The organism is Kitasatospora sp. NPDC036755 (assembly GCF_040636595.1).
GTDB lineage: Bacteria > Actinomycetota > Actinomycetes > Streptomycetales > Streptomycetaceae > Kitasatospora.
Genome location: NZ_JBEZUT010000077.1, coordinates 1 through 18,545, shown reverse-complemented (window position 1 = coordinate 18,545; position 18,545 = coordinate 1). Strand labels below are relative to the sequence as shown.

At 69.2% G+C, this 18,545-nt stretch carries 21 protein-coding genes and 3 tRNA genes; 17 read left to right on the top strand and 7 right to left on the bottom strand.

Annotated elements, in window-relative coordinates:
* Window positions 1-142: 142 nt before the first annotated feature.
* Window positions 143-448 carry a hypothetical protein gene (locus tag AB0E96_RS14475; protein ID WP_359822871.1) on the bottom strand — a complete coding sequence of 102 codons (306 nt, stop codon included), beginning with the start codon at window positions 446-448 and terminating at the stop codon, window positions 143-145.
* A gap of 229 nt (window positions 449-677) precedes the next feature.
* On the opposite strand from AB0E96_RS14475, the gene AB0E96_RS14470 reads away from it, so the two are divergent.
* Both AB0E96_RS14470 and AB0E96_RS14465 read left to right on the top strand, forming a co-directional pair.
* Window positions 678-750: transfer RNA gene (locus tag AB0E96_RS14470), tRNA-Asn, on the top strand.
* A gap of 63 nt (window positions 751-813) precedes the next feature.
* A tRNA-Asn gene (locus AB0E96_RS14465) sits at window positions 814-886 on the top strand.
* 128 nt (window positions 887-1,014) lie between these two features.
* Here the strand turns inward: AB0E96_RS14465 and AB0E96_RS14460 are convergent.
* Both AB0E96_RS14460 and AB0E96_RS14455 read right to left on the bottom strand, forming a co-directional pair.
* The gene (locus AB0E96_RS14460) at window positions 1,015-1,761 is read right to left on the bottom strand and encodes a trypsin-like peptidase domain-containing protein (RefSeq protein ID WP_359822869.1); all 747 of its coding nucleotides are present in this window, start codon (window positions 1,759-1,761) and stop codon (window positions 1,015-1,017) included.
* A 117-nt stretch (window positions 1,762-1,878) separates the two neighbouring features.
* Entirely contained in the window at window positions 1,879-2,733 is an 855-nt protein-coding gene (locus AB0E96_RS14455) for a hypothetical protein (protein ID WP_359822868.1), read from the bottom strand.
* A 191-nt stretch (window positions 2,734-2,924) separates the two neighbouring features.
* On the opposite strand from AB0E96_RS14455, the gene AB0E96_RS14450 reads away from it, so the two are divergent.
* The 4 genes from AB0E96_RS14450 (at window position 2,925) to AB0E96_RS14435 (ending at window position 4,841) form a co-directional block, all read left to right on the top strand.
* Window positions 2,925-2,998: transfer RNA gene (locus tag AB0E96_RS14450), tRNA-Ile, on the top strand.
* A gap of 509 nt (window positions 2,999-3,507) precedes the next feature.
* Entirely contained in the window at window positions 3,508-3,717 is a 210-nt protein-coding gene (locus AB0E96_RS14445) for a hypothetical protein (protein WP_359822865.1), read from the top strand.
* A gap of 102 nt (window positions 3,718-3,819) precedes the next feature.
* Window positions 3,820-4,431: a hypothetical protein gene (locus tag AB0E96_RS14440; RefSeq protein ID WP_359822862.1), complete on the top strand. Its 612-nt coding sequence runs from the start codon at window positions 3,820-3,822 to the stop codon at window positions 4,429-4,431.
* A complete protein-coding gene (locus AB0E96_RS14435; protein WP_359822859.1) occupies window positions 4,428-4,841 on the top strand; it encodes a PIN domain-containing protein in 414 nt (137 codons plus the stop codon). The genes AB0E96_RS14440 and AB0E96_RS14435 overlap by 4 nt, the downstream gene beginning before the upstream one ends.
* A gap of 160 nt (window positions 4,842-5,001) precedes the next feature.
* Here AB0E96_RS14435 and AB0E96_RS14430 read toward each other — a convergent pair whose 3' ends face one another.
* A complete protein-coding gene (locus AB0E96_RS14430; protein WP_359822857.1) occupies window positions 5,002-6,669 on the bottom strand; it encodes a site-specific integrase in 1,668 nt (555 codons plus the stop codon).
* 287 nt (window positions 6,670-6,956) lie between these two features.
* Here AB0E96_RS14430 and AB0E96_RS14425 point away from each other — a divergent pair, with 287 nt between their 5' ends.
* Together AB0E96_RS14425 and AB0E96_RS14420 are read left to right on the top strand one after the other, a co-directional pair.
* Window positions 6,957-7,211, top strand: a complete 255-nt coding sequence (locus tag AB0E96_RS14425; RefSeq protein WP_359822854.1) for a DNA-binding protein — start codon at window positions 6,957-6,959, stop codon at window positions 7,209-7,211.
* Window positions 7,212-7,268: 57 nt separating this feature from the next.
* The gene (locus AB0E96_RS14420) at window positions 7,269-8,285 is read left to right on the top strand and encodes a recombinase family protein (protein WP_359822851.1); all 1,017 of its coding nucleotides are present in this window, start codon (window positions 7,269-7,271) and stop codon (window positions 8,283-8,285) included.
* Window positions 8,286-8,302: 17 nt separating this feature from the next.
* On the opposite strand, the gene AB0E96_RS14415 is transcribed toward AB0E96_RS14420, so the two are convergent.
* Together AB0E96_RS14415 and AB0E96_RS14410 are read right to left on the bottom strand one after the other, a co-directional pair.
* The gene (locus AB0E96_RS14415) at window positions 8,303-9,052 is read right to left on the bottom strand and encodes a hypothetical protein (RefSeq protein WP_359822849.1); all 750 of its coding nucleotides are present in this window, start codon (window positions 9,050-9,052) and stop codon (window positions 8,303-8,305) included.
* 60 nt (window positions 9,053-9,112) lie between these two features.
* Window positions 9,113-9,412: a hypothetical protein gene (locus AB0E96_RS14410; protein WP_359822846.1), complete on the bottom strand. Its 300-nt coding sequence runs from the start codon at window positions 9,410-9,412 to the stop codon at window positions 9,113-9,115.
* A gap of 455 nt (window positions 9,413-9,867) precedes the next feature.
* On the opposite strand from AB0E96_RS14410, the gene AB0E96_RS14405 reads away from it, so the two are divergent.
* The 5 genes from AB0E96_RS14405 to AB0E96_RS14385 all read left to right on the top strand — a co-directional run bounded on the left by AB0E96_RS14405 (window position 9,868) and on the right by AB0E96_RS14385 (window position 12,624).
* Complete coding sequence (locus AB0E96_RS14405; RefSeq protein ID WP_359822843.1) at window positions 9,868-10,056, top strand: hypothetical protein; 189 nt, start codon at window positions 9,868-9,870, stop codon at window positions 10,054-10,056.
* Between the two features lie 159 nt (window positions 10,057-10,215).
* Complete coding sequence (locus AB0E96_RS14400) at window positions 10,216-11,304, top strand: ParB/RepB/Spo0J family partition protein (RefSeq protein ID WP_359822840.1); 1,089 nt, start codon at window positions 10,216-10,218, stop codon at window positions 11,302-11,304.
* A 602-nt stretch (window positions 11,305-11,906) separates the two neighbouring features.
* Window positions 11,907-12,149: a hypothetical protein gene (locus AB0E96_RS14395; protein WP_359822838.1), complete on the top strand. Its 243-nt coding sequence runs from the start codon at window positions 11,907-11,909 to the stop codon at window positions 12,147-12,149.
* Window positions 12,146-12,271: a hypothetical protein gene (locus tag AB0E96_RS14390; protein ID WP_359822835.1), complete on the top strand. Its 126-nt coding sequence runs from the start codon at window positions 12,146-12,148 to the stop codon at window positions 12,269-12,271. The genes AB0E96_RS14395 and AB0E96_RS14390 overlap by 4 nt, the downstream gene beginning before the upstream one ends.
* Window positions 12,272-12,273: 2 nt before the next feature.
* Complete coding sequence (locus tag AB0E96_RS14385; RefSeq protein WP_359822833.1) at window positions 12,274-12,624, top strand: hypothetical protein; 351 nt, start codon at window positions 12,274-12,276, stop codon at window positions 12,622-12,624.
* Window positions 12,625-12,755: 131 nt separating this feature from the next.
* On the opposite strand, the gene AB0E96_RS14380 is transcribed toward AB0E96_RS14385, so the two are convergent.
* The gene (locus AB0E96_RS14380; RefSeq protein ID WP_359822831.1) at window positions 12,756-12,965 is read right to left on the bottom strand and encodes a hypothetical protein; all 210 of its coding nucleotides are present in this window, start codon (window positions 12,963-12,965) and stop codon (window positions 12,756-12,758) included.
* A gap of 1,855 nt (window positions 12,966-14,820) precedes the next feature.
* Here AB0E96_RS14380 and AB0E96_RS14375 point away from each other — a divergent pair.
* From AB0E96_RS14375 to AB0E96_RS14360, 4 genes are all read left to right on the top strand, one after another.
* Window positions 14,821-15,486 (top strand): ParB N-terminal domain-containing protein, encoded by a 666-nt coding sequence (locus AB0E96_RS14375; RefSeq protein WP_359822828.1) that lies wholly within the window; start codon window positions 14,821-14,823, stop codon window positions 15,484-15,486.
* A complete protein-coding gene (locus tag AB0E96_RS14370) occupies window positions 15,479-16,891 on the top strand; it encodes a ParB N-terminal domain-containing protein (protein ID WP_359822825.1) in 1,413 nt (470 codons plus the stop codon). Before AB0E96_RS14375 ends, AB0E96_RS14370 begins: the two co-directional genes overlap by 8 nt.
* A gap of 69 nt (window positions 16,892-16,960) precedes the next feature.
* Window positions 16,961-17,644 (top strand): hypothetical protein, encoded by a 684-nt coding sequence (locus tag AB0E96_RS14365; RefSeq protein ID WP_359822822.1) that lies wholly within the window; start codon window positions 16,961-16,963, stop codon window positions 17,642-17,644.
* A 115-nt stretch (window positions 17,645-17,759) separates the two neighbouring features.
* Complete coding sequence (locus tag AB0E96_RS14360) at window positions 17,760-18,335, top strand: hypothetical protein (protein WP_359822819.1); 576 nt, start codon at window positions 17,760-17,762, stop codon at window positions 18,333-18,335.
* Window positions 18,336-18,545 lie beyond the last annotated feature (210 nt).

Here is an 18,545-nt window from a genome sequence, read left to right as displayed (position 1 = left end):
GCGTGCGGGCCGGGCGGGCCGTTGCGGCTTCGCGACGCCGGGTTGGGCCGCGCTTGGCCCCGGTGTCACCGTCCCGTCACGGGGGGTGGGTACGCGCCCGGGCCGTGCGTCGCGGGACGTACGGCCCGGGCGCGTCCCGGGCTCAGGGGCGGAAGGTGCCCCAGCCGTCGTCCTCCGCCCGGGAGCGGTTGAAGTACGGCACCCGGTCCGTGACGGCGCTCGGCAGCCGGTCGCCGACCCGGTCGGCGACCGCGCCGGCCGCCTTCCCGGCCACCGCCCCGGCCTGCTGCCGGGCCCGGTCGGTCGCACCCTGCACCGTGGGGTTCCGGGCGATCTGCCGGGTGACCTTGGCGATCTGTTCGTAGCGCTGGCGCCCGGCTCGCGAGCCCAGGACGTAGCCGGCCGCGAAGCCCGCGGCCAACGACAGCTTCCACATGGTCGGATCCACCCTCTCCTGGCGGCTTCTGCCGCATTGCCCTACCCGTCCGTCGGGACGGCGAACCGTCCGCGCCCCAGCATCCCCGGCCCCGCCGCCGGGCGCGCGCGGGGCACGCCGGAGCGGCAGCCCGGTGGCAAGCCGGGAAAGCGATTGGCGGACCACCCCCCCGAGTGCGCTAATGTATGTCCCGCAGCGAGCGCCGAGGAGCCCGGGAGACCGGGGCCGAGGCGGTGGCCGATCCCCCATAGCTCAATTGGCAGAGCAGCCGACTGTTAATCGGCAGGTTATTGGTTCGAGTCCAATTGGGGGAGCTCGGGAGCGGTTCCCTCCGGGGTCCTGGTTCCCGTCCGTGGTACGGCAGTTGGGTACCGCGATCCCGCATAGCTCAATTGGCAGAGCAGCCGACTGTTAATCGGCAGGTTATTGGTTCGAGTCCAATTGCGGGAGCTGCACCGGGTCCGCCCGGTGACTGCTCAGAGCGAAGGCCCCTCGGTCGACCGGGGGGCCTTCGTGTTGCCCCCGCCCGGCTCCGCGACGTGACGTGCGCGACACCGCCCGCGGGCCGGGCTGCCCGGTCAGGCGGTCGCCCTCCGGTAGAGCTCGGCGACCCGCTGGTCGAAGGTGACGCTGTACGAGGTGCCGGGGGTGCTCCCGCCCTCCTGGTAGCCGCCGATCACGCCGACCACGGCGCCGTTCGCGGTGACCCACGGGCTGCCGCTGGTGCCGTCGGTGTAGCCGCCGCAGTCGAAGCGCTCCTGGGTGGCGCTCTGCGAGCTGGTCCGGACCGCGCAGGTGATCGGCTCGTCGCTCTCGTTCGGGTAGCCGGTGACGGAGACGGACAGGCCGAAGCCCTGGCCGGTGTCGACCGGGTTGCCGCCGACCGCGTCCTCCACCTGCCGGCCGTCGACCGTGCCCACGGTGACGAACGCCACGTCGTACTCGGGATCGTCGCCGGCCGCCCAGTGCGGGTCGACGGTGATCGCCTGCACCGGCCAAGTCCCGTACGGCGTGGAACCGTTGCGGTAGCCGGGGGTGAACACCAGGCCGTCCAGCAGGCCGATCCGGCGGGTCTGCACGCAGTGCGCCGCGGTGACCAGCAGATTGCGCCGGGGGCTGTGCACCACGCTCGCGGTGCAGGCCCGCGGACCCTGCGCGGTGTGGAGGGAGAGGGTGCCCACCCGGTCCCGGGCGGGGCTCTGCTGCGCGACCTCGGCGCTGGGTGCCCCGTCCTGGCCGCCGCACGCGGTGCCGGTGGCCAGCAGCAGGGCGGCCAGCGCGGCCGTTCGTGCCGTACGCGCGGGCCGTGCCGGGCGGGAGGCCATCGGGGCTCCGTCTCGTTCCTCGGGGCGGGCACCGGGGCCGTGCGTTCCGCCGTTCGTGAGGAAGATCTACCAGGCCGTGCCCGGCGGCGCCACCGCCGGGCCCCGCCCGCCGCCCGGTCAGCCGGTGGCGCGGTCGTACAGCGCCTGGACGCGGTCGCCGAAGTAGCTGCTGTACGAGGTGTCCGGGCTGTCGCCGCCCTCCTGGTAGCCGCCGATCACGCCGACCACGGTGCCGGTCCTGGTGGCCGGGTCGAATTCGGTGACCCAGGGGCTGCCGCTGGTGCCGCCGGTGTAGTCGGGGCAGTCGATCCGGAGCTGGGTGGGGCTCTGCTGGACGGTCGTGTTGGAGCAGGTGATCGGGACGCCGCTGCTGCTCGGGTAGCCGGTGATCTTCACCGGGAGCCGGTAGCCGCGGTTGACGCCGAGTCGGTTGGCGCCGAGCACCTGCTGGACCTGCCGCCCGCCCTGGGCCTGGACGATCGCGAAGGCGACGTCCGCGTCCGGGTCGGCGTGGTCGTTCCAGCCGTCGTCCACGGTGACGGCCAGCAGCGGCCAGACGCCGCTGGGGGTGTCCCCGTCGCGGTAGCCGGGGACGAAGACCAGGTCGCCGCGGCGGCCGAGCCGGGGATCCCAGACGCAGTGGGCGGCCGTGACGATGAGGTTGAGGCCGGCGCTGTCGACCACGCTGGCGGTGCAGAAGTGGTCGCCGTCGGCGTTGCGGGTGAACACCGCGCCGACCAGGCCGTTGAGCACGGTGGGCTTGGCGGTGCGGGTGACCCCGGTGTGCCGGCCGGCCGCGCCCTTGAGTCGCTGCCGGCTCCAGCCGTGGCTGTCGGAGGGGGCGGCGGTGGGCGGTGCCGAGGTGACGGTCGGGGTTCCGCCGCCGCCCGGTCCCGCCGCGGTGGTGCAGCCCGCCGCGGCCAGCGCCAGGACGAGCGCCGCGGCCACCGCCCCCGTCCCACGTGTCGTCATCCGTCCAGGCTGCCCCGGTCGGGCGCCCCGACGCCACCCGGGCTGCGCCGCCCGGGAGCCGCCCGCCGTCGCGCACCCTCCTGCGCCCCCGGCGCGCACCACGGGTGATCGACCGGCTATGCTGCCCGGGACGGCCTCGCTGGGGCCGTCTGCTGCTGCCGTGTGCCGACGACCGGTGCGCGCGGCGAACCGGGGCGGTAGCTCAGCCGGTTAGAGCAGGGGACTCATAATCCCTTGGTCGTGGGTTCGAGTCCCACCCGCCCCACACCTGAGACTGACGTCAGGTCAGCGCCCTCGTGCCCCTGACCAGGGAAAATGCTCACTCCTACACGAGGACTCTAGGGCACGCGCCAACCGGATCGGCTCTGGCACGCCGAGGTTCACCCGCGTTGGGGAATTCCTGGGGAACCGACGGGGGGCGCGACCCCCCTTCAGGTCGGGCCGCACTGTCAGCGGGCCTCGGCGTGCGAGCAGACCGAGAGCCAGGTCGGACCTCTCCCCTCCGGTCGGATCAGCCACCCAACGAGCGCATCCGAATTCCCGGAATCCACCCACGCTGCGCCCATCGACACGGCATTCTGTGGGGCAGAAGACCGAGCACGGGCACAGGGAGAGGTCACGCGACGAGGTGACGCAGAGTACGCGGCGGCGCTGGAGGCGATGGAGAGGATCCTCCTTGGCTGGGTCGCTCGACCGTTTCGGCCGCTGTACTACGCGGACCTGAGCAGCATGCTCGTCAAGGATGGGCACCCGGTCCCCGCGCACGATGGGCCGATGCCCTACCTGCTGGAGGACTGCACCCGCCTCCACGGTGGGAAGGAGGCGCCGATGCTGTCCGCCGTCGTGGTGCGCAAGGACACGGGGAAACCGTCCGGCGGGTTCTTTAAGCTTGCCCGCCAGAAGCCGTTCCTGCGTCCTGGCGGTGACGATGCCCTGTGGGTCGCCGAGCTGGCCTGGCTTGAGCGAGAGTACGACGCGGTCTGAGTGCTAGCCGCGCTCTAGGCCGGGGCCATGGGGCCGCAGTGGCGACTCCTGGCCGATACTGGTCCTGGCAGCGGTTCCAGCGGAGACGTAGGGGGTGATGACGTGGCAGTGATCAAGATTGAGACCGAGGGCGGGGTGCTCGCGGTCGAAGTCGACGACGCGGATCTCGAAGCAGCTGGCGAGGCGCTCGGTACCTCAACACCTGCCGAGACGATCAAGGCGGCGGTAGCGGATGTTGTAGGGCGATCGAGAGTTCACGCCGCGTACGACGACATCTCGAAGATGGTCGAGGACGGCGACGTCGATCTCAGCTCGCTCATCGGAGAGGACCTGGACGACGGTGACGGCGAGCACAGCGAAGGCTCCGTAGACCTTGCCGAGCACATCCGCAACGTGCGTCGTGCCCTACAGGGCAGGCCGAATGTGCTGCCTGAGGTTCGATCTCATGTTCTGCCCCGTCATTACTTGAACTCGACCCTGGTTGCGCGAGGGGTCGAGGAGCTGGTGTCCGACCTGCGGCAAGCGCCGGTGCGCAGGCACAACCTGACAAGTCAGCTCCTGGCAAGCGCCGCACGCCGGGTGGAGATCAACTGCATTCTCCGTGAACTGGGCCTTAGCGAGCCCGAGGTTCAGGAGGCCGAGCGTCTAGCGGGGAGGCGCCTCAGGGGCCTGACCGTAAGGTACCGAGAGAGCGAGGCTGAGTCCTCCGCATGATCCAGTACCTCGTAGACACATCCGCTGCTGCCCGGTACCTGCACAAGGCGTCGCTGTACCCGGCGTGGATCGGGCCGATCCGATCCGGCCTTGTCGGGATGTGCCAGGTCACCCGTCTGGAGATGGGCAAGGCCGTGCGCCGAGCCGGCGAGCGAGACCGGTATTTCAGGAACCTCGAAGAGATCTTTCCGCCGGTCGAGATGCACAAGGACGCCTACGACGAGGCGGAGCTGTTGCAGCTGAAACTAACTGACTCTGCTGCCCATGAGTCGGCCTCACCGGTGGACCTGCTGCTTGGGGCGAATGCCCGGCTCATGGGCATGTCGGTCCTGCATGTGGACAAGGACTTCATCACCCTGGACCGGCTCTGCGGGTTGCCGCAGAAGCGGATGGACACCACGACGCCCTGAGTATCGGCATCAAGACCCCCGGCCGACGGTGGCCGGGGGTTCGCCGCTGTGAAGGGGGACGTCGTCCTGGTGACTCGCTGAAGGTTCAGGAGTCGGCGTCCGGCAATGGTGATCTTGACGCGAGGTTCCAGCCACCTCGACGAGTGCGAACCAGCCCGATCTACACCCCGCTGGCCGCCTTCTTCTCGCGGAGCCGCTTGAGGGCTGCGAGGCGTCCGCCGCTGGCCGGGCGCAGCGCGGGCCCGGGTTCGGCGGCCGGGGCCAGCATGGGGGCCTGTGCCGGGACGGCGACGTGCCCGGTGTCCGGAGTGTCCGTGGCCAGTTCGGTCTCCGCCGGGGCGGCGGGGGCCTGGCGGCCGGAGCGGGGGACGAGGGCCAGTGCGGCTTCGGCCCGGAGCCTCTTCGCCTCGGGCAGGACGTTGGTGTAGGTGTCCATCGTGATCTTGATGGTGCTGTGGCCGAGCTGCTCGGAGATCTCCTTGGGGTCCGATCCACTGGCGTGGGCGATGCAGGCTGCGCCGTGACGAAGGCCGTGAAGGGTGATCGGAGGCAGGCCGGAGAGTTCCACGAGGCGCTTGAACCGCTGGGTCAGGAAGTCGGGGTGGTAGCCGGAGCCGTCTTCCTGGGTGAAGACCAGGCCGGTGTTCTGCCAGGCCACACCTGCCTTCTCGCGCTGCTCGACCTGAAGGACGGCGCGCTTCTCGAAGAGCCTGGCTGATTCGCTGTCGAGGTCGAGGATGCGTTCGGAGTCGGCCTTGGGTGTCGTTCCGAACAACTTGTAGGCGATGGAGACGATCTGACGGCTAATCGTGACGGACATGGCATCAAGGTCGACCTCCGTCCACGGTAGGGCACAGGCCTCACCACGGCGCGGGCCGCGCAGCGCCATGAAGTGCCACAGGTCGAACAGGTCGTCGTTGACGACGAAGTCGAGGAACTCGCCGGTGAGCTGGGGGGTCCAGACCATCACCTTGCCGGGTATCTCGCCGGTCTCGCGCCAGCGGCGCACACGGCCGGGCGTCCACAGCATCGGCTTGGGCGGGTTCGCCTTGGGCAGCTTGACCAGCTCGGCCCAGTTCTTCTTCACCTCCTCGGCGCGTACGGCGTCGCCGAGGGCAGAGGAGAGCGTGGCGCGGATGCGGTACTGGGTCTGGACGTCGGTGACGCGGCGCATCTTCTTGCGCTCGGCGGCAAGGAGTTCACGGGCCTCGTGCCAGGAGGCCCGCAGAATCTTCCGGTCCCCCTGGCTGGGGGCGGCTCGCCAGGCCTGCCGCTTGTTCTCGCAGTCCTGTGCGAGGAGGGCCACGTACTCGCGGTGGGCCTGGACGGTGACGTTGCGGTCCTGGATCGCCGCGAACATCTGCTCGATGTGCCTCTTGCGGATCTTCTTGCGGTCGATGCGCCCGATATAGGGGGCGATGTGCAGGCGGATGTGCTCGCGGTACTTGGCGACCGTGGACAGCGCGACGTCCGTCTTCTTGTCGGCCCAGCGGTCCAGGTAGGCGCCGAACGTTTCTTCCACGTCGATGTCCAGGCCGGCTTGGTAGTCGTCCCAGACCTCCTTGCATGCCTTGGCGGCGTCGTCCTGGGTGCGGAAGCCGCCCTTGCGGACGCGGATGGCTTCTTTGCCGGTGTCGTCCTCGATGAGGAGGAAGTAGTACCAGGAGCCGTGGTTGCGCTTCTGCTCCAGGTCGGGGCAGCCGGTGCCGAGGTCGCCGATCTTGTGGGTGCCGTCGTCGTTCAGGACGGGCTTGCCCTTGTCCTTGCCGCGGCGGTGGTACAGCGGGCCCTTGCACCCGCACCGCTTGTAGGTCCTCTCCTCGAACATGGGCCAGCCTTCCCCTTTCACGTCGATGGCGCTGGTCGAGTGGCCACGGAAGGCACAGCTCGAACATGTGTTCCATTTTGCCTCGATCTTGATCAGATGTACACGCAATACCCCTTCTGTTCTTGGGGCTTGGCGGATCGACCCCACCTTTCGCCGGCCTTCCCGGCGGCTACCGCCTGGCATGTGCGGGGCGTTATCCTTGGGCGTCTGGCACTATCCGCACCCGTCTTCACCTGAGTGGGTAGGCTGGGCATAGTTGGCGCGGGGGAGAAACGCGACGACTCGAAATGAAGATCGACAAGACCGGCGAGACGCAGTCGGAGTCCGGGCGCGGCATGACCCTGGAGCAGGTGAGAAACCTGCCGGTCACCATCAACGTGGTGACCGCGGCCAGGGCGCTGGGCGTGGGCCCCAACACGGCGTACACGGCGATTCGCGACGGACTCTTCCCGCTGGACATGATCAGCGTCGGGGGCTCGAAGCGGGTCCTCACCGCATCGCTGTGGAGGCACCTCCAGATCGAAGGCCTTGTTGCAGCTTGATGCGTGCAACGTGATGGAGACTCCTCCAAGAGTCTCCATCACGTAACAGGTGTCCGGATGGGAAGGGACGCAGTGGCGGCGAGGCTCTTCGGGTTCACCCCCGACAAGAGTGCCCTGGTGGCGGACGAGGCACAGGCCCTGAGGGAGGCCGTGGAACTCCGGATCAACGGGGGCACCACCCGTGCCGGTGCTGCCGCGCGCCTCAACGCGCTCGGCGTCGTCGGCACGCTCGGCTCCGCGTTCACCGGCCAGACCATTGCCCGGCTGTTCCGCACCCCGGCGATCGCCGGACTCAAGCCCGGCCCGAACGGCGAGCTCGTCGATGCCGGGCACCCGGGTGTCATCACCCCGGAGCAGTTCGCGCAGCTCCAGGCCATGGACACGGCCGAGGGCGAGCAGCGAGAGGCCAGCCGGAAGGCCAACCCCCAGCCCGACTACGACTACGCCTTCAGCAGCAACGACCTCGTCGTGTGTGGTCTGTGCGGCGCCAACCACCAGGGCTTGCGCACCAACGCCGGCCGCCCCGGCTACTGCTGCTCGGCTGGGCCTCGGGCCGACCGGCCCGGAGACTGCGGGCGGGTCCGGATCTCCGCGCAGGTCCTGGAAGACCACCTCGGCGAAGAGATCGTCGCTCGGCTGATGGAGCCCGGTACCCAGAAGGCCTTGGAGGCCGCGCGGGCCGAGGTGGAGAAGGAAGTCGCCGCCGCCAAGGCGGAGTTGGCTTCGGTCACCCACGGGCTCGACAGCCTCGCCGACATGGTGCTGCGCCACGAGATCACGGCCACCAGCGCCGCCAAGGCGCGTCAAAGCGGCGTCCAGCAGCAGAAGGCCTTGCGCCAGCGGATCCGAGTCCTGGAACGAGCAGCCGCTACTCCGGTGAGCGGGAGCATCAAGCAGCTCGTCGACTGGTGGAACTCGGCGCCTACGGAGGCCAAAGCCGGACTGGCGAAGCTCCTGCTCCACCGAGTCGACGTCCACCCCGGCGGCCAAGGAGTCCGCAAGCTCCGGCCGGGACGCGTCGTGCTGTGGTGGCGGGACAAGCCTGCCCCGCCACCCATCCGTCGCGCCTCCTAGCTGCCGCCGGGCGCTGGTCACCGGCGGGGGAGTGCGCGGGGAGTGGAGGCGACAACAATCCCGGAGAACAGGCTCAGGGTGAACAGCCCCGCGGCGGACGAGCTGATCACGTCCTGAAGGCCGGTGCTCCACGCGGTACCGGCCGCCTGCGTGAAGGCGACGAACACTCCCTCGGTGGCGCCCCACACCGCACACGCTGCGCCGCCGAGGGCGATCAAGGCCTGGCCGGCGCCGAAGACGCGGCGGCCCGCCCGGGAGTTGTAGAGGGCCAAGGGAGCGCAGTCCCGGGCGATGGAGGCCCCGACCAGCACCCAGTACGCATCGACGATCAGCAGATAGGCAGCCACGCCGCCGTTGTCCGCGTACGTGTTGATGAACTCCATGCCGCTGCTGTCGGCAAGCGAGAACACCACGGCAGCCGCCACCGCGGTCGCGCCCGCCACACCGAGCCGGAAGCTGAGCGCCGAGGCTCGGGCCTCGCGGGGATGTGTCCAGGCCACCAGCAGGACACGGATCGCGACCAGAGACAGCATCCCGCACAGGTGCGCGAGCAGCATGTGGAGGTTGCCGACGCCGGAGGCCGAGTCGACGCCGGTCGAGATGCCGGGCAGGGTGAGCAGGAGAGCGAGCAGGCCTGCGCCTGCGGAGGTGACTCGGCTCCAGCGGGCCAGTGAGTGCGTGCTGTGCAGCGTCATCCGGGTCATGACGGCGGCGGTGACGCATAGCGCGACCAGGGCGGCGCCCAGCAGCAGGGCTGCGATGTGCACGGTGGTACTCGTTTCGGGTTGCTGCCGCGGCAGGCGGCGGGTAGCAGAAGCAGGCAGGGCCTAGCAGTTCAGGAAGAGCTCGGTCTCCCGGAAGCTCGCCTCGGCGGCCTCGGCACGGGAAAGGCGCCCGCGGCGGCGGGTCTTGGCCGCAGTGTCCAGGCCGCGTGCTTCGCGCAGGGCGCGGGCGGCTTGGAGCAGCGCGTCGGCGCCGGTCTCTCCGAGCTCGGCGACTAGGCGTAGGGCCTCGCGGGCTGCCGGGTGCTCGTAGTAGACCTCCAGCGAGGCCAGGTCGTGTTCTCCCGGCATCAGGTACGGAGGCGGGCAGTCGAACGCGTCGGCCAGCCCCAAGAGGGTCTTCAAGGGGGGGTTGACTTTCGTTCCGGAAAGCGTGGCGTGAATCACGGTGTGATCCAGTGCCGGCTTTCCGCTTTCGTCGGCTGTCCGGGACGCAAGATCACGGGTGGTGGGAGGCTTCTCGCCGTCCTTGGTGAGTCTTGCGCGGAGGTGCTTGAGCTTGCCTGCGAGGCTCCATAGCCCGTCGGCCTTATCGGCTGGCGTGATCATTGGAGTCCCCCTGTTGTTCGCGCCGCAAAGGAAATCTTGTTGGCGATCGGCAACAGGTACGGTACATGCCGGTGGCGCCCGGAATCCAAAGGATCTTCCTTTGACAGTTTGTTGATCTCGGTGCAGGATGTGGCCGCCGGTCGCACCATTCGACCAGGTCAGCGGTTTGATGATCCGCAGCGAGCGACACCGTGGGCCGGGGCGCGCAGGCTTGCTGATGAGCCTGCGCGCGGGCATGAAAGGGCTTTCTGATGGCGATCAGCTGCGAAGGCGTGCTGCGCGTGCTCGCGGAGCGCCGCCGCGCCGGCCTGACCGTCGAGTTCGAATACGACAGCCCTCTCTCTGGGCGGGAAGCCGTCAGCGCCCTCGTGCTCCTCTCGGATTCCGGGCGGCCGGCGGCGAGCGGCCCTGATGATGCCGAAGGCGACACTTCCGGCTGACGTCCGCACTGTCTGGATGCTGGCATATTTCGGCCCCGGCAGGCGTGGCTGAAACTGCCTCAAATTCTTCCTCGCCGAGATTGCACCCCCATCTGAATGAGTATAGAATTTAAACATGAAGAGGGGGGAAGCCCCCGGAATCCTGATAGGAGTCACACCATGGCGAAGATGCTCAAGCTGACCCAGATCCACCCGAACCCGAAGCAGCCCCGCGAGTACTTCGACGAGGAGAAGATGGAAGAACTCCGCTCCTCCATCCGGAAGTTCGGAGTCATCCAGTCGATCGAGGTCCGCCGGCGCCCCGCGGGCGGCTACGAGATCGTCGCGGGCGAGCGCCGCTACCGCGCCAGCATGGACGTCGGGAAGACGACCATCAAGGCAGAGATCGTCGACACCGCTGTCGACATCAAGGCCTTCCGGCGCTCGATGGCGGAGAACATGGGCCGCGCCGACATGACCCCGCTGGAGGAGGCGGCCGGATTCCAGAAGATCCTCGACGAGGACCGGAACGAGGACGGCAGTGAACTCACCGAGGCGGACATCGCCGAGGACTACGGCAAGACCCCCCGCTACGTCAAGATGCGCCTGCAGCTGCTCAGCCTGGTCCCCTCCGTCCGACACCACCTGACCTACGGTCACATCGGAGTCGCCGCCGCGCACCGCATCTCCGAGCTGAAGCCGGAGAACCAGGAGGCCGTCATCAAGAAGTGGGCGAACGGCGGCGACGACGGCAAGCCCATGGACGAGAACGAACTGCTCCACTTCGCCCACCAGGTCCGCGAGCAGGAGCGCCAGCCCGGCATGTTCGACGTCGAGGAGCTGACCGAGGACGAGCGGGTCGAGCGAACCGCCGCCCGGCGAGCCACCCGCAACAAGCTGGACCAGATCGAGCGTGTCCGCGAACTCCTGGAGGAGCTCGCCAAGACCCCGATCGAGGAACTGGCCGTGGCCCTGGAAGGCCAGATCGCCGCCCGCCTGGACCAGCTGGAGCGCACCGCCAAGAGCCTCCAGGATGCCAAGTTCCAGCTCCGACAGGCCAAGGCCCACGCCGACGCCCGCCAGATCGTGGCCTCCAGCGCGGCTGTGGCCCCCACCCTCTCCGAGACGCCCGACGAGGACGGCAACACCGGGCTGGGCAACCCCGACGACCGGCTTGAGGCCGAGTTCGCCGAGATGCTCGCCGAGATCGTCGCCGAGGGCGCCGACATCGCCGAGGACGCCGACGCCCCGGTGCCCGTCGCCGCCTGACCCGGACGACCCAGGCGGCCCCGACAGGGGCCGCCGGTCACGGGCAGGAAGGCCCAACCCGCCGCCTCCGAACCCGCTGTCCGCCGGCACGGGCGGCCCGCGCCCGCTACAAATGACTCGCACCACCCCGCGCACGAAAGGTACGGATCATGCCCCGCCCTGACTGGCTTCAGATGCCCCCCGCCGCCTGGTACGGCACCGGCAGGCAGGATGCGCTGTTCGATCCCCCCGGTCACGACCCGGACAGCGACGCCTTTGGGACGACGCCCTTCGAGGGTTGCACGGCGCAGGAGCTGAAGGGGGAGGCGAGTCCGGCCGAGCGCCCTTCCATGTGCCCGTGACTTGTATGGGCACTCATTGATGATACGGTCGGCATGTTGTCGGAACCTGGGGGTCCAGCCCCACCCGGACCCACCCCCGACGCATGCGCCGTGACACTCCTCTCACGGTCCTGGCAGGCGGCACTCCCCCCGCGCCCCACCTGCCAGGAACGGGCAGCTCCCAAGAGCACGCCACGAGAGGACCGCCAGCCAGCACGTCACGACCAGGCCCGCCCGACACCCCCCGTCGGGCGGGCCTGCGCATGCCCAAGGAGCACCACCGTGCACGACACCTACACCGCCCACGGCGCCGCCGACCCCGAGGCCTACGCCCGGCTGATGCAGGAACGCTACGGGCCCCTGTCCGCCCTGAGAGCCGAACAGCACCTACCCGCCCCACCGGCCCCGCCGGCGCCCCGAACCCGCCGCCACAGCAGCCGCTGGCCCGACCCGAAAGCCGCCTGGCACCGCGAACAGCTCCTCCAAGCCCTTCACTCCCACCAGCAGAGGAAGAACAAGACGTGACCACCAATCCGAACACCCGGCCCGCCGAGCGCACCCCGCCCCGCCCCGGGGCCGTCTGGTGCAAGTCCTGCGACTCCTGGTGCGACCCCGTCTCCAGCCTCTGCCGGTGCAACAATCGATGACCATGCACCAGGTGACCGAAGGACAGGTCTACGAGGCCTGCCACCCCCTCGATGAACAGCGGCGCATCCGCGTCCTCGCTATCACCGGCAACCGGGCCGAGGTCGAAACCCTCGGCCCGGGACCGGCCCGCCGCCGGCACGTCCTCCTTAACTCGCTCCACCCGACCGCCACCACGGCCAACGGACAACCGCGCCGCACCGGATACCGGCTGGTCGAACCGCCGGCGGAACGGGAACCCGAAGTGACTGACAACCCTGCCACCCCACGCCGACGGGTCACCGCCAGCACCATCACCGACCCCGAACTCGACCGCCTGTGGCAACGCGCCGAAGACGCCGAAGCCCGACTCTAAGCTGCTACCGACCTCATCGCCTCCGGCCACACCACCTTCACCGAGCGGATGGACACCGTCCGCCGCCTCTGCGCGGGCGAGATCACCCCACAACAGGCCAAGGCCATCGACCACGGCGACGAAGAGCTCCCCTAGCGGGGTGCATCGTGGTGGGCGGGTCCATGCGTGGGCTCCTCCACCTTCCCTGGATCGCGCCATGCGGCACGCACCTCGCGGATTGCCGCGAGCGCGCCAAGCGCCTTCCGGCTGAGCGACGAGATCTGATCGAACACCGCGCCCAGCAGCGTCGCGATACCCATCACGAAGGCAAGGGTCATTGCGACCCAGCCGGCACTACCCATCAGTCCCCTACCTCACGGATCTCATAGGAGGCGGAGCTGACCCTGCGCGGGGCGGGCTCGATCCGACCTCCGCGCCTGCGGACGGCTCGAATCGAGACACGCCGGCGCGCGATCTCGTGCTGCGCATGAACGACGCGCAGGGCTGCGGCTGGACGGCCACCACGCTGCGTGCTCCCCGTAAGCCATGGGGGTCGGAACTGAAGCCCCGCCGCGCCGGCGGCGGGTGTGCCACAGTGCCAAATTGCACGCCCGAGCGATTCCCGCGCTCGGATGGTCCTATGGACCGCAAGTCCACGTCGATCCTGACGACTGGCGTGATGCTCCGTCAAGTTGATCTAGGCGGCTCTCAGTCAGCGGCCTCGCCGCTCGGGTCGCAGGTGCGACTGTCGACTCCTTCGCGCGGCCTGGCGGGCGGCGCCGGGTGAACCGGCAGAGGCGTTCGCACGTCCGAACGTCCCCGCGCGCCGTCCGCCCGCTACGACCGCTTGGGCTTCCCTGCCCTCCGGTTTGCCAGGCCTCGCCGCAGGTGCGTTGCGACCATGCAGGGCTGTACGCCACGCCCGTACTGCCCTGCCCGCCTGCCGGCCGAGGTCAGCCACCTTGCCGAGCAGCTGGATCGCGCAGTCCAAGATCGTTTCCGCGATGAGGGTCACGATGCCCACGATCGCGATCAATTTCATGTGGTCCATGCCGGTTCCCCTGGTGATCGTGAGGGAGTCGACCGGCATGCGCAGGGGCGAGTCCGGACGAACTTGCCGTCGTCGCATCCGAGTTGGCTCGAACCCGCCCGGCCGCGGTTCCTCGTTTGCGACCCGGGAACCTACTGAGTCCCGTCATCGTGGTGCTGCTGCTTCGGCCCTGACTGCGGGGGAGGGCTAGCTGAATTCGCTCGTTGATCCGGGACGAGCGGAAGTCATCCACACGAAGCACACCCCACACTGTTGGATGGGGAAGACGGCAGCTGCTGCGCCACCGCTCGGCGCCGAGTATGGGACCGCCGTCCGGCGTTCGTCAAAGCCTCAGGCACAGGGGTGCACCGGCTGCCGCATAAGGCCTGGAAGTTCAAGTTGTCGGGCGCCAAGAGCGTGATCACGCACGACAACTCGGACGGATTCTGCTGTTGTACAAGTCTTCCGCGCGCTAAGGTCGATTCATCGGCCGTGGGCGCCGGAACGCCAGAAATGCCGCGAGCCGCACCGGATCAGGGTGCGGCCCGCGACAGGTGGTCCACCCCTCGGTCAGGGGGTGGGCCGCCCTAGGGTCAAACTAGGGCGGCCTGTCCCACTGCTAGCAGGACAGCGGCCAGAACCTGGATGCTGGTGTCAAGCCAGAACCAGTTCCTTCGAAGCCACGGTACCTGCTGTCGCCGGGCTACCGGCCGCTGAACTTTCTGGTACCGCTTGAGTTGTCGAGCGCGCCGCTTTTGCAGATGATGCTTGCCGCGTTTTCGACTCATGTGATCACCTCCCTCCTGGCGAAAGCCAGTGAGTGGGGGTGGACCACGCTGCCGAGCACGCTACCGGACGTCGAGGTGTGCTTGCATCCGAATGAACGAGATCTGCGTGCCTCTCGCTCAAGGTAGTTGACTTTCCGACAGGACAGCTGCGTCGCCTGAGGCTTTCCCGCGATGGGCCCCGCCCGCACCAATGTGCTCAAGCCCGGGGTATCCAGGCGCCGGGCATACTCGGCGCCGTGGCGACCTTGAGTTCGCGAGCGTCCACGACGCTGTCAATCCGGTGCCGGTGGCGATGTCTCGGGCCGCCTCCCGGGCCTGGTCGAAGCAACTCCCGGAGGAGGTGTCGTCTAGGCTGTTGCGGCATAGGGCGCGGGGAATCGGCCTACGAAGGACCAGCTCGTGCCTGAACCGATCGACCGGATCGTTGACTCCCTGCTGCCTCTCGCCGTTCCGATCGGCGACCTCACCCGCTACCACCGCAACCCGCGGCGCGGCGACGTCGCCGCGGTCGCCGAATCCCTGTTGTGGCACGGCCAGTTCAAGCCCATCGTCGCCAACCGGGGAACCCTGACCGGCCGCCGCAACGAGATCCTGGCCGGCAACCACACCTGGGACGCCGCCCAGGTGCGCGGCTGGGACCAGATCGCCGTGTCCTGGGTCGACGTCGACGACGACGACGCGGCGAAGATCGTCATCGTCGACAACCGCACCAGCGACCTGGCCGGGTACGACACCGAGCTGCTCGCCGACATCCTGTCCGGCCTCCCCGACCTGGACGGCACCGGCTACGACCAGGACGCCGTGGACGACCTCCTCGACGGCATCGAGCTGCCGTCCCAGCTCGCCGCCGAGACCACCGAACGCGAAGGCGACAAGACCGCCGACGAGCACCTCCAGTGGGGCTTCGTGCAGTGGGGCACCACCCGCGTTCAGATCACCAAGGACGAGGTCGAGCGGCTGAACAACGTCCACGAGGCGTTCTACGACGCCCGCGGTACGGACACCGGCTTCGCGCACTACCTCCTCGACCAGCACGAGGCGCAGCAGGAGGCCGTCGGTGCCTGAGTTCGTAGAGGCGTACGCGATCGACGGGCTCAAGCCGGCCCCGTACAACCCGCGCCGCCTGAGCGAGGAAGCCTTCGACAGGCTCCAGCGGTCCCTGGCCCTGTTCGGCTGCGTGAAGCCGGTGATCGTCAACGGCAACGGCATCCTCGTGGCCGGTCATCAGCGCACCAAGTCCCTGAAGGCCATCGGCCAGACCCACGCCCCGGCGATCCTCCTCGACGGCCACGTCTCCACCCAGGACGAAGTCCAGTTCAACCTGCTCCACAACTCGATCGAGACCGACGGCTCCAAGGTGAAGGTGCCGGCATCCGGGCCGGACGCGCACGGCTGGGAGTGGATCCGGCCAGAGGACGTCACCGCGGTGTCCCGCTCCAACCCGGCGATCCAGGCCGAGATCCGCCGCCTGGTCACCCGCTACGGCACCTGGGGCTCGGTCGTCGCCGACTCGGCCGGCAGGGTCATCCTCAACAACGACTACGCGGTGGTCGTCTCCGACCTGAAGCTGCCGCTGCTGTGCTACCGGCTGTCCGTGCAGGAAGCCGACGAACTCGCCGTGTGGCTCGACGGCGACTACGGGGTCTACGACTACACCCAGCTCGGCATCCGCGCCTACAACCAGCACTGGTGCCAAATGCACCGCCTGGGCGGCGACGAAGGCGAATCCAACAAGTCCACGACGTACGAGCAGCACGTCCTGCCCGCGCTGCGCCCCGGCCAGCGCGTCATGGACTTCGGCGCCGGCGAGCTGGCGTACATCCAGCGGATCAAGGCGCAGGGCTGGGACGCCCACTGGTACGAGCCGCACGTCAAGGCCGCCGGCAAGCAGAACGCCCTGGACGTGGCCGCCACCGTCAGCCACATCCGCGACCTCCAGCGGGACGTCCCCGCGAACGGCCTGTACGACGTCGTCGTCCTCGACTCGGTGCTGAACTCGGTCACGTCGCTGGACTTCGAGAACGCCGTGGTCGCCACGTGCAACTCGTTGCTCTCCAAGGACGGCACCTTCTACACCGGGACCAGGTCCCTCGGCTCGGTGGAGCGCCGCGTGTCCGGCAAGAAGGCCCGCAACAACGGCCGGTACAGGCGCAGCATCGAGTTCCTGGACGAGAACGGCTTCACCGCGACGTTCCGCGCCGGCGTGTGGACCATGCAGCGATTCCACGACCCGGACTCCCTCCGAGCCCTGATGGCCCGGTACTTCGACGAGGTCGAGATCCGCGGCAACCCCAACGGCGGGAACATCTACGCGGTGTGCCGGAAGCCGAAGGCGCTGCCGGAGGGCGAGCGACGGGCGGCGCTGGAGCTGGAGTTCAACATGGAGTACCCGGGGGAGTACCGGCACAACCGGCACCGGCCGCTGGTGGAGGCCCTGATGCGGGCCTGCAAGGAGCGTGACGACGGTTAGGCAACCATCCTCTGTGAGTATAAAATATAAACATCAAGGTTTCCTCAACTCACAGAACGGACAACCCAGTTGCCATCCATCACCCTCCAAGTAGGGGAGCGCAAGTACCGGTACCTGTGGCTCAAATACATCACCGGCATTGACCTCAGTCGCCACTGCGCGGTCGCCCTCCACGGCCGCTACAGCCGGCACATCAACGAGACCACCCGCGAGGCCACCGTCGAACTCGACGAATTCCCCCACGCCCTCGCCTGGTACCTGTGCGGCGTCACCTCCAACCCCTACAAGTGGGAGGACAACCCCCACCTCGCCCTCGAACTCGCACCCGGCCACACCCAGGACCTCACGGTGCACGACCTCACCGTGCATCTCGACGGCGTCCGACCCATCCCCTTCACCGACGCCGACATCCCCGCCAGCGACCCCCACGCCGGCGATCACGCCTTCCGAACCTGCCGGAACTGGCAGTTCGCCCACTACCTCCGAGCCCGCGGCGTCCCCGACGTCCACGGCGACCGACCCCGCGTCACCACCCTGCGGCCCGGCAACGGCCAAGGCGAACTCATCCCGAGGCCGCCCCGTACCGTGAGCACCACGAGCAAGGGCCCCGGAACCCCGGGCGAAGGGGCGGTCCAGCGGCAGGCCGGGGGCGCCCCGCACCAGCTGCGACTCGGCACGATCGACCAGGCGCCGGACGCCCACAAGTCCGTCGACGTGATCACGGAACCCCCCGGCCGGCGGCCGGATCGCTGACCCAGACCACCTCCCACCGGCCTCGCCCCCGGGGACTGCCCGACCAGCGGCCCCGGGGGCGCTGTCAGTACCCAGCCGTATCGTGACCCCGACGACGCCCCCGAAGGAAACACCGATGCCCAAATTCACCGAAGCCGATACCGACCCCCGACGCCGATCCCTCCAGCGGGCGACCATCACCCCGGACGAAGTCGCTGCGATGCTCGCCGAGGCCGGCCCCGACCGTGACCTCGTCGTCAAGCTCAGCTTCCACGCCGGGCTCCGCCCCGGCGAGATGGACGAGCTGACCGAGGCCGACGTCACCATCAGAGACGGCCGCCACTACCTCACCGTGCGCGGCAGGGTGCCGAGGACCATCGCCCTTCCACGCATCGTCGGCGACGCCGTCGAAGCCGTCCGACCTGGCCTCCAGCCAGGGGATCTGCTGGTCCTTCCCCACCTCGACGCCGAAGGCGCCGTCGCCCGCGCGATGCATGACGTCCTGGTCACGGCTGGTGTGACCGATGCCACGGTCCACACCCCGCGAGGACACCTGCTCGACCTCCTGCGAACCCAGCACGACCTGCCGCTGGCCCACCGCCTGGCCTACGTCGGGTTCCAGGGCTCCGACCCAGGCGCCCTCCCGGACGGGTGGAGCGAGCCGATCGCCGACCGCATCGACGAACTCGCTGCCAACGCGGCGGCCGGGTAGCCGTCGTGGGCTCGTCGGCCGAGGCCGGCGGGCCCCACCGGAAGGTCCGCCACCGTGCGCAGGCCAGGCCCGCGGCCCTGCGAGAAGCTAGCGCGCCTTCCGAGCTCCGACGCAAGCCTCTACGGCGCCGACCGGCAGGCAGTCACCAGGTCGCGGGCAGGTGGATCGGGCTGCGGGTGACCGTGCCGCGCCGCCAGCGGATGTCGTCGA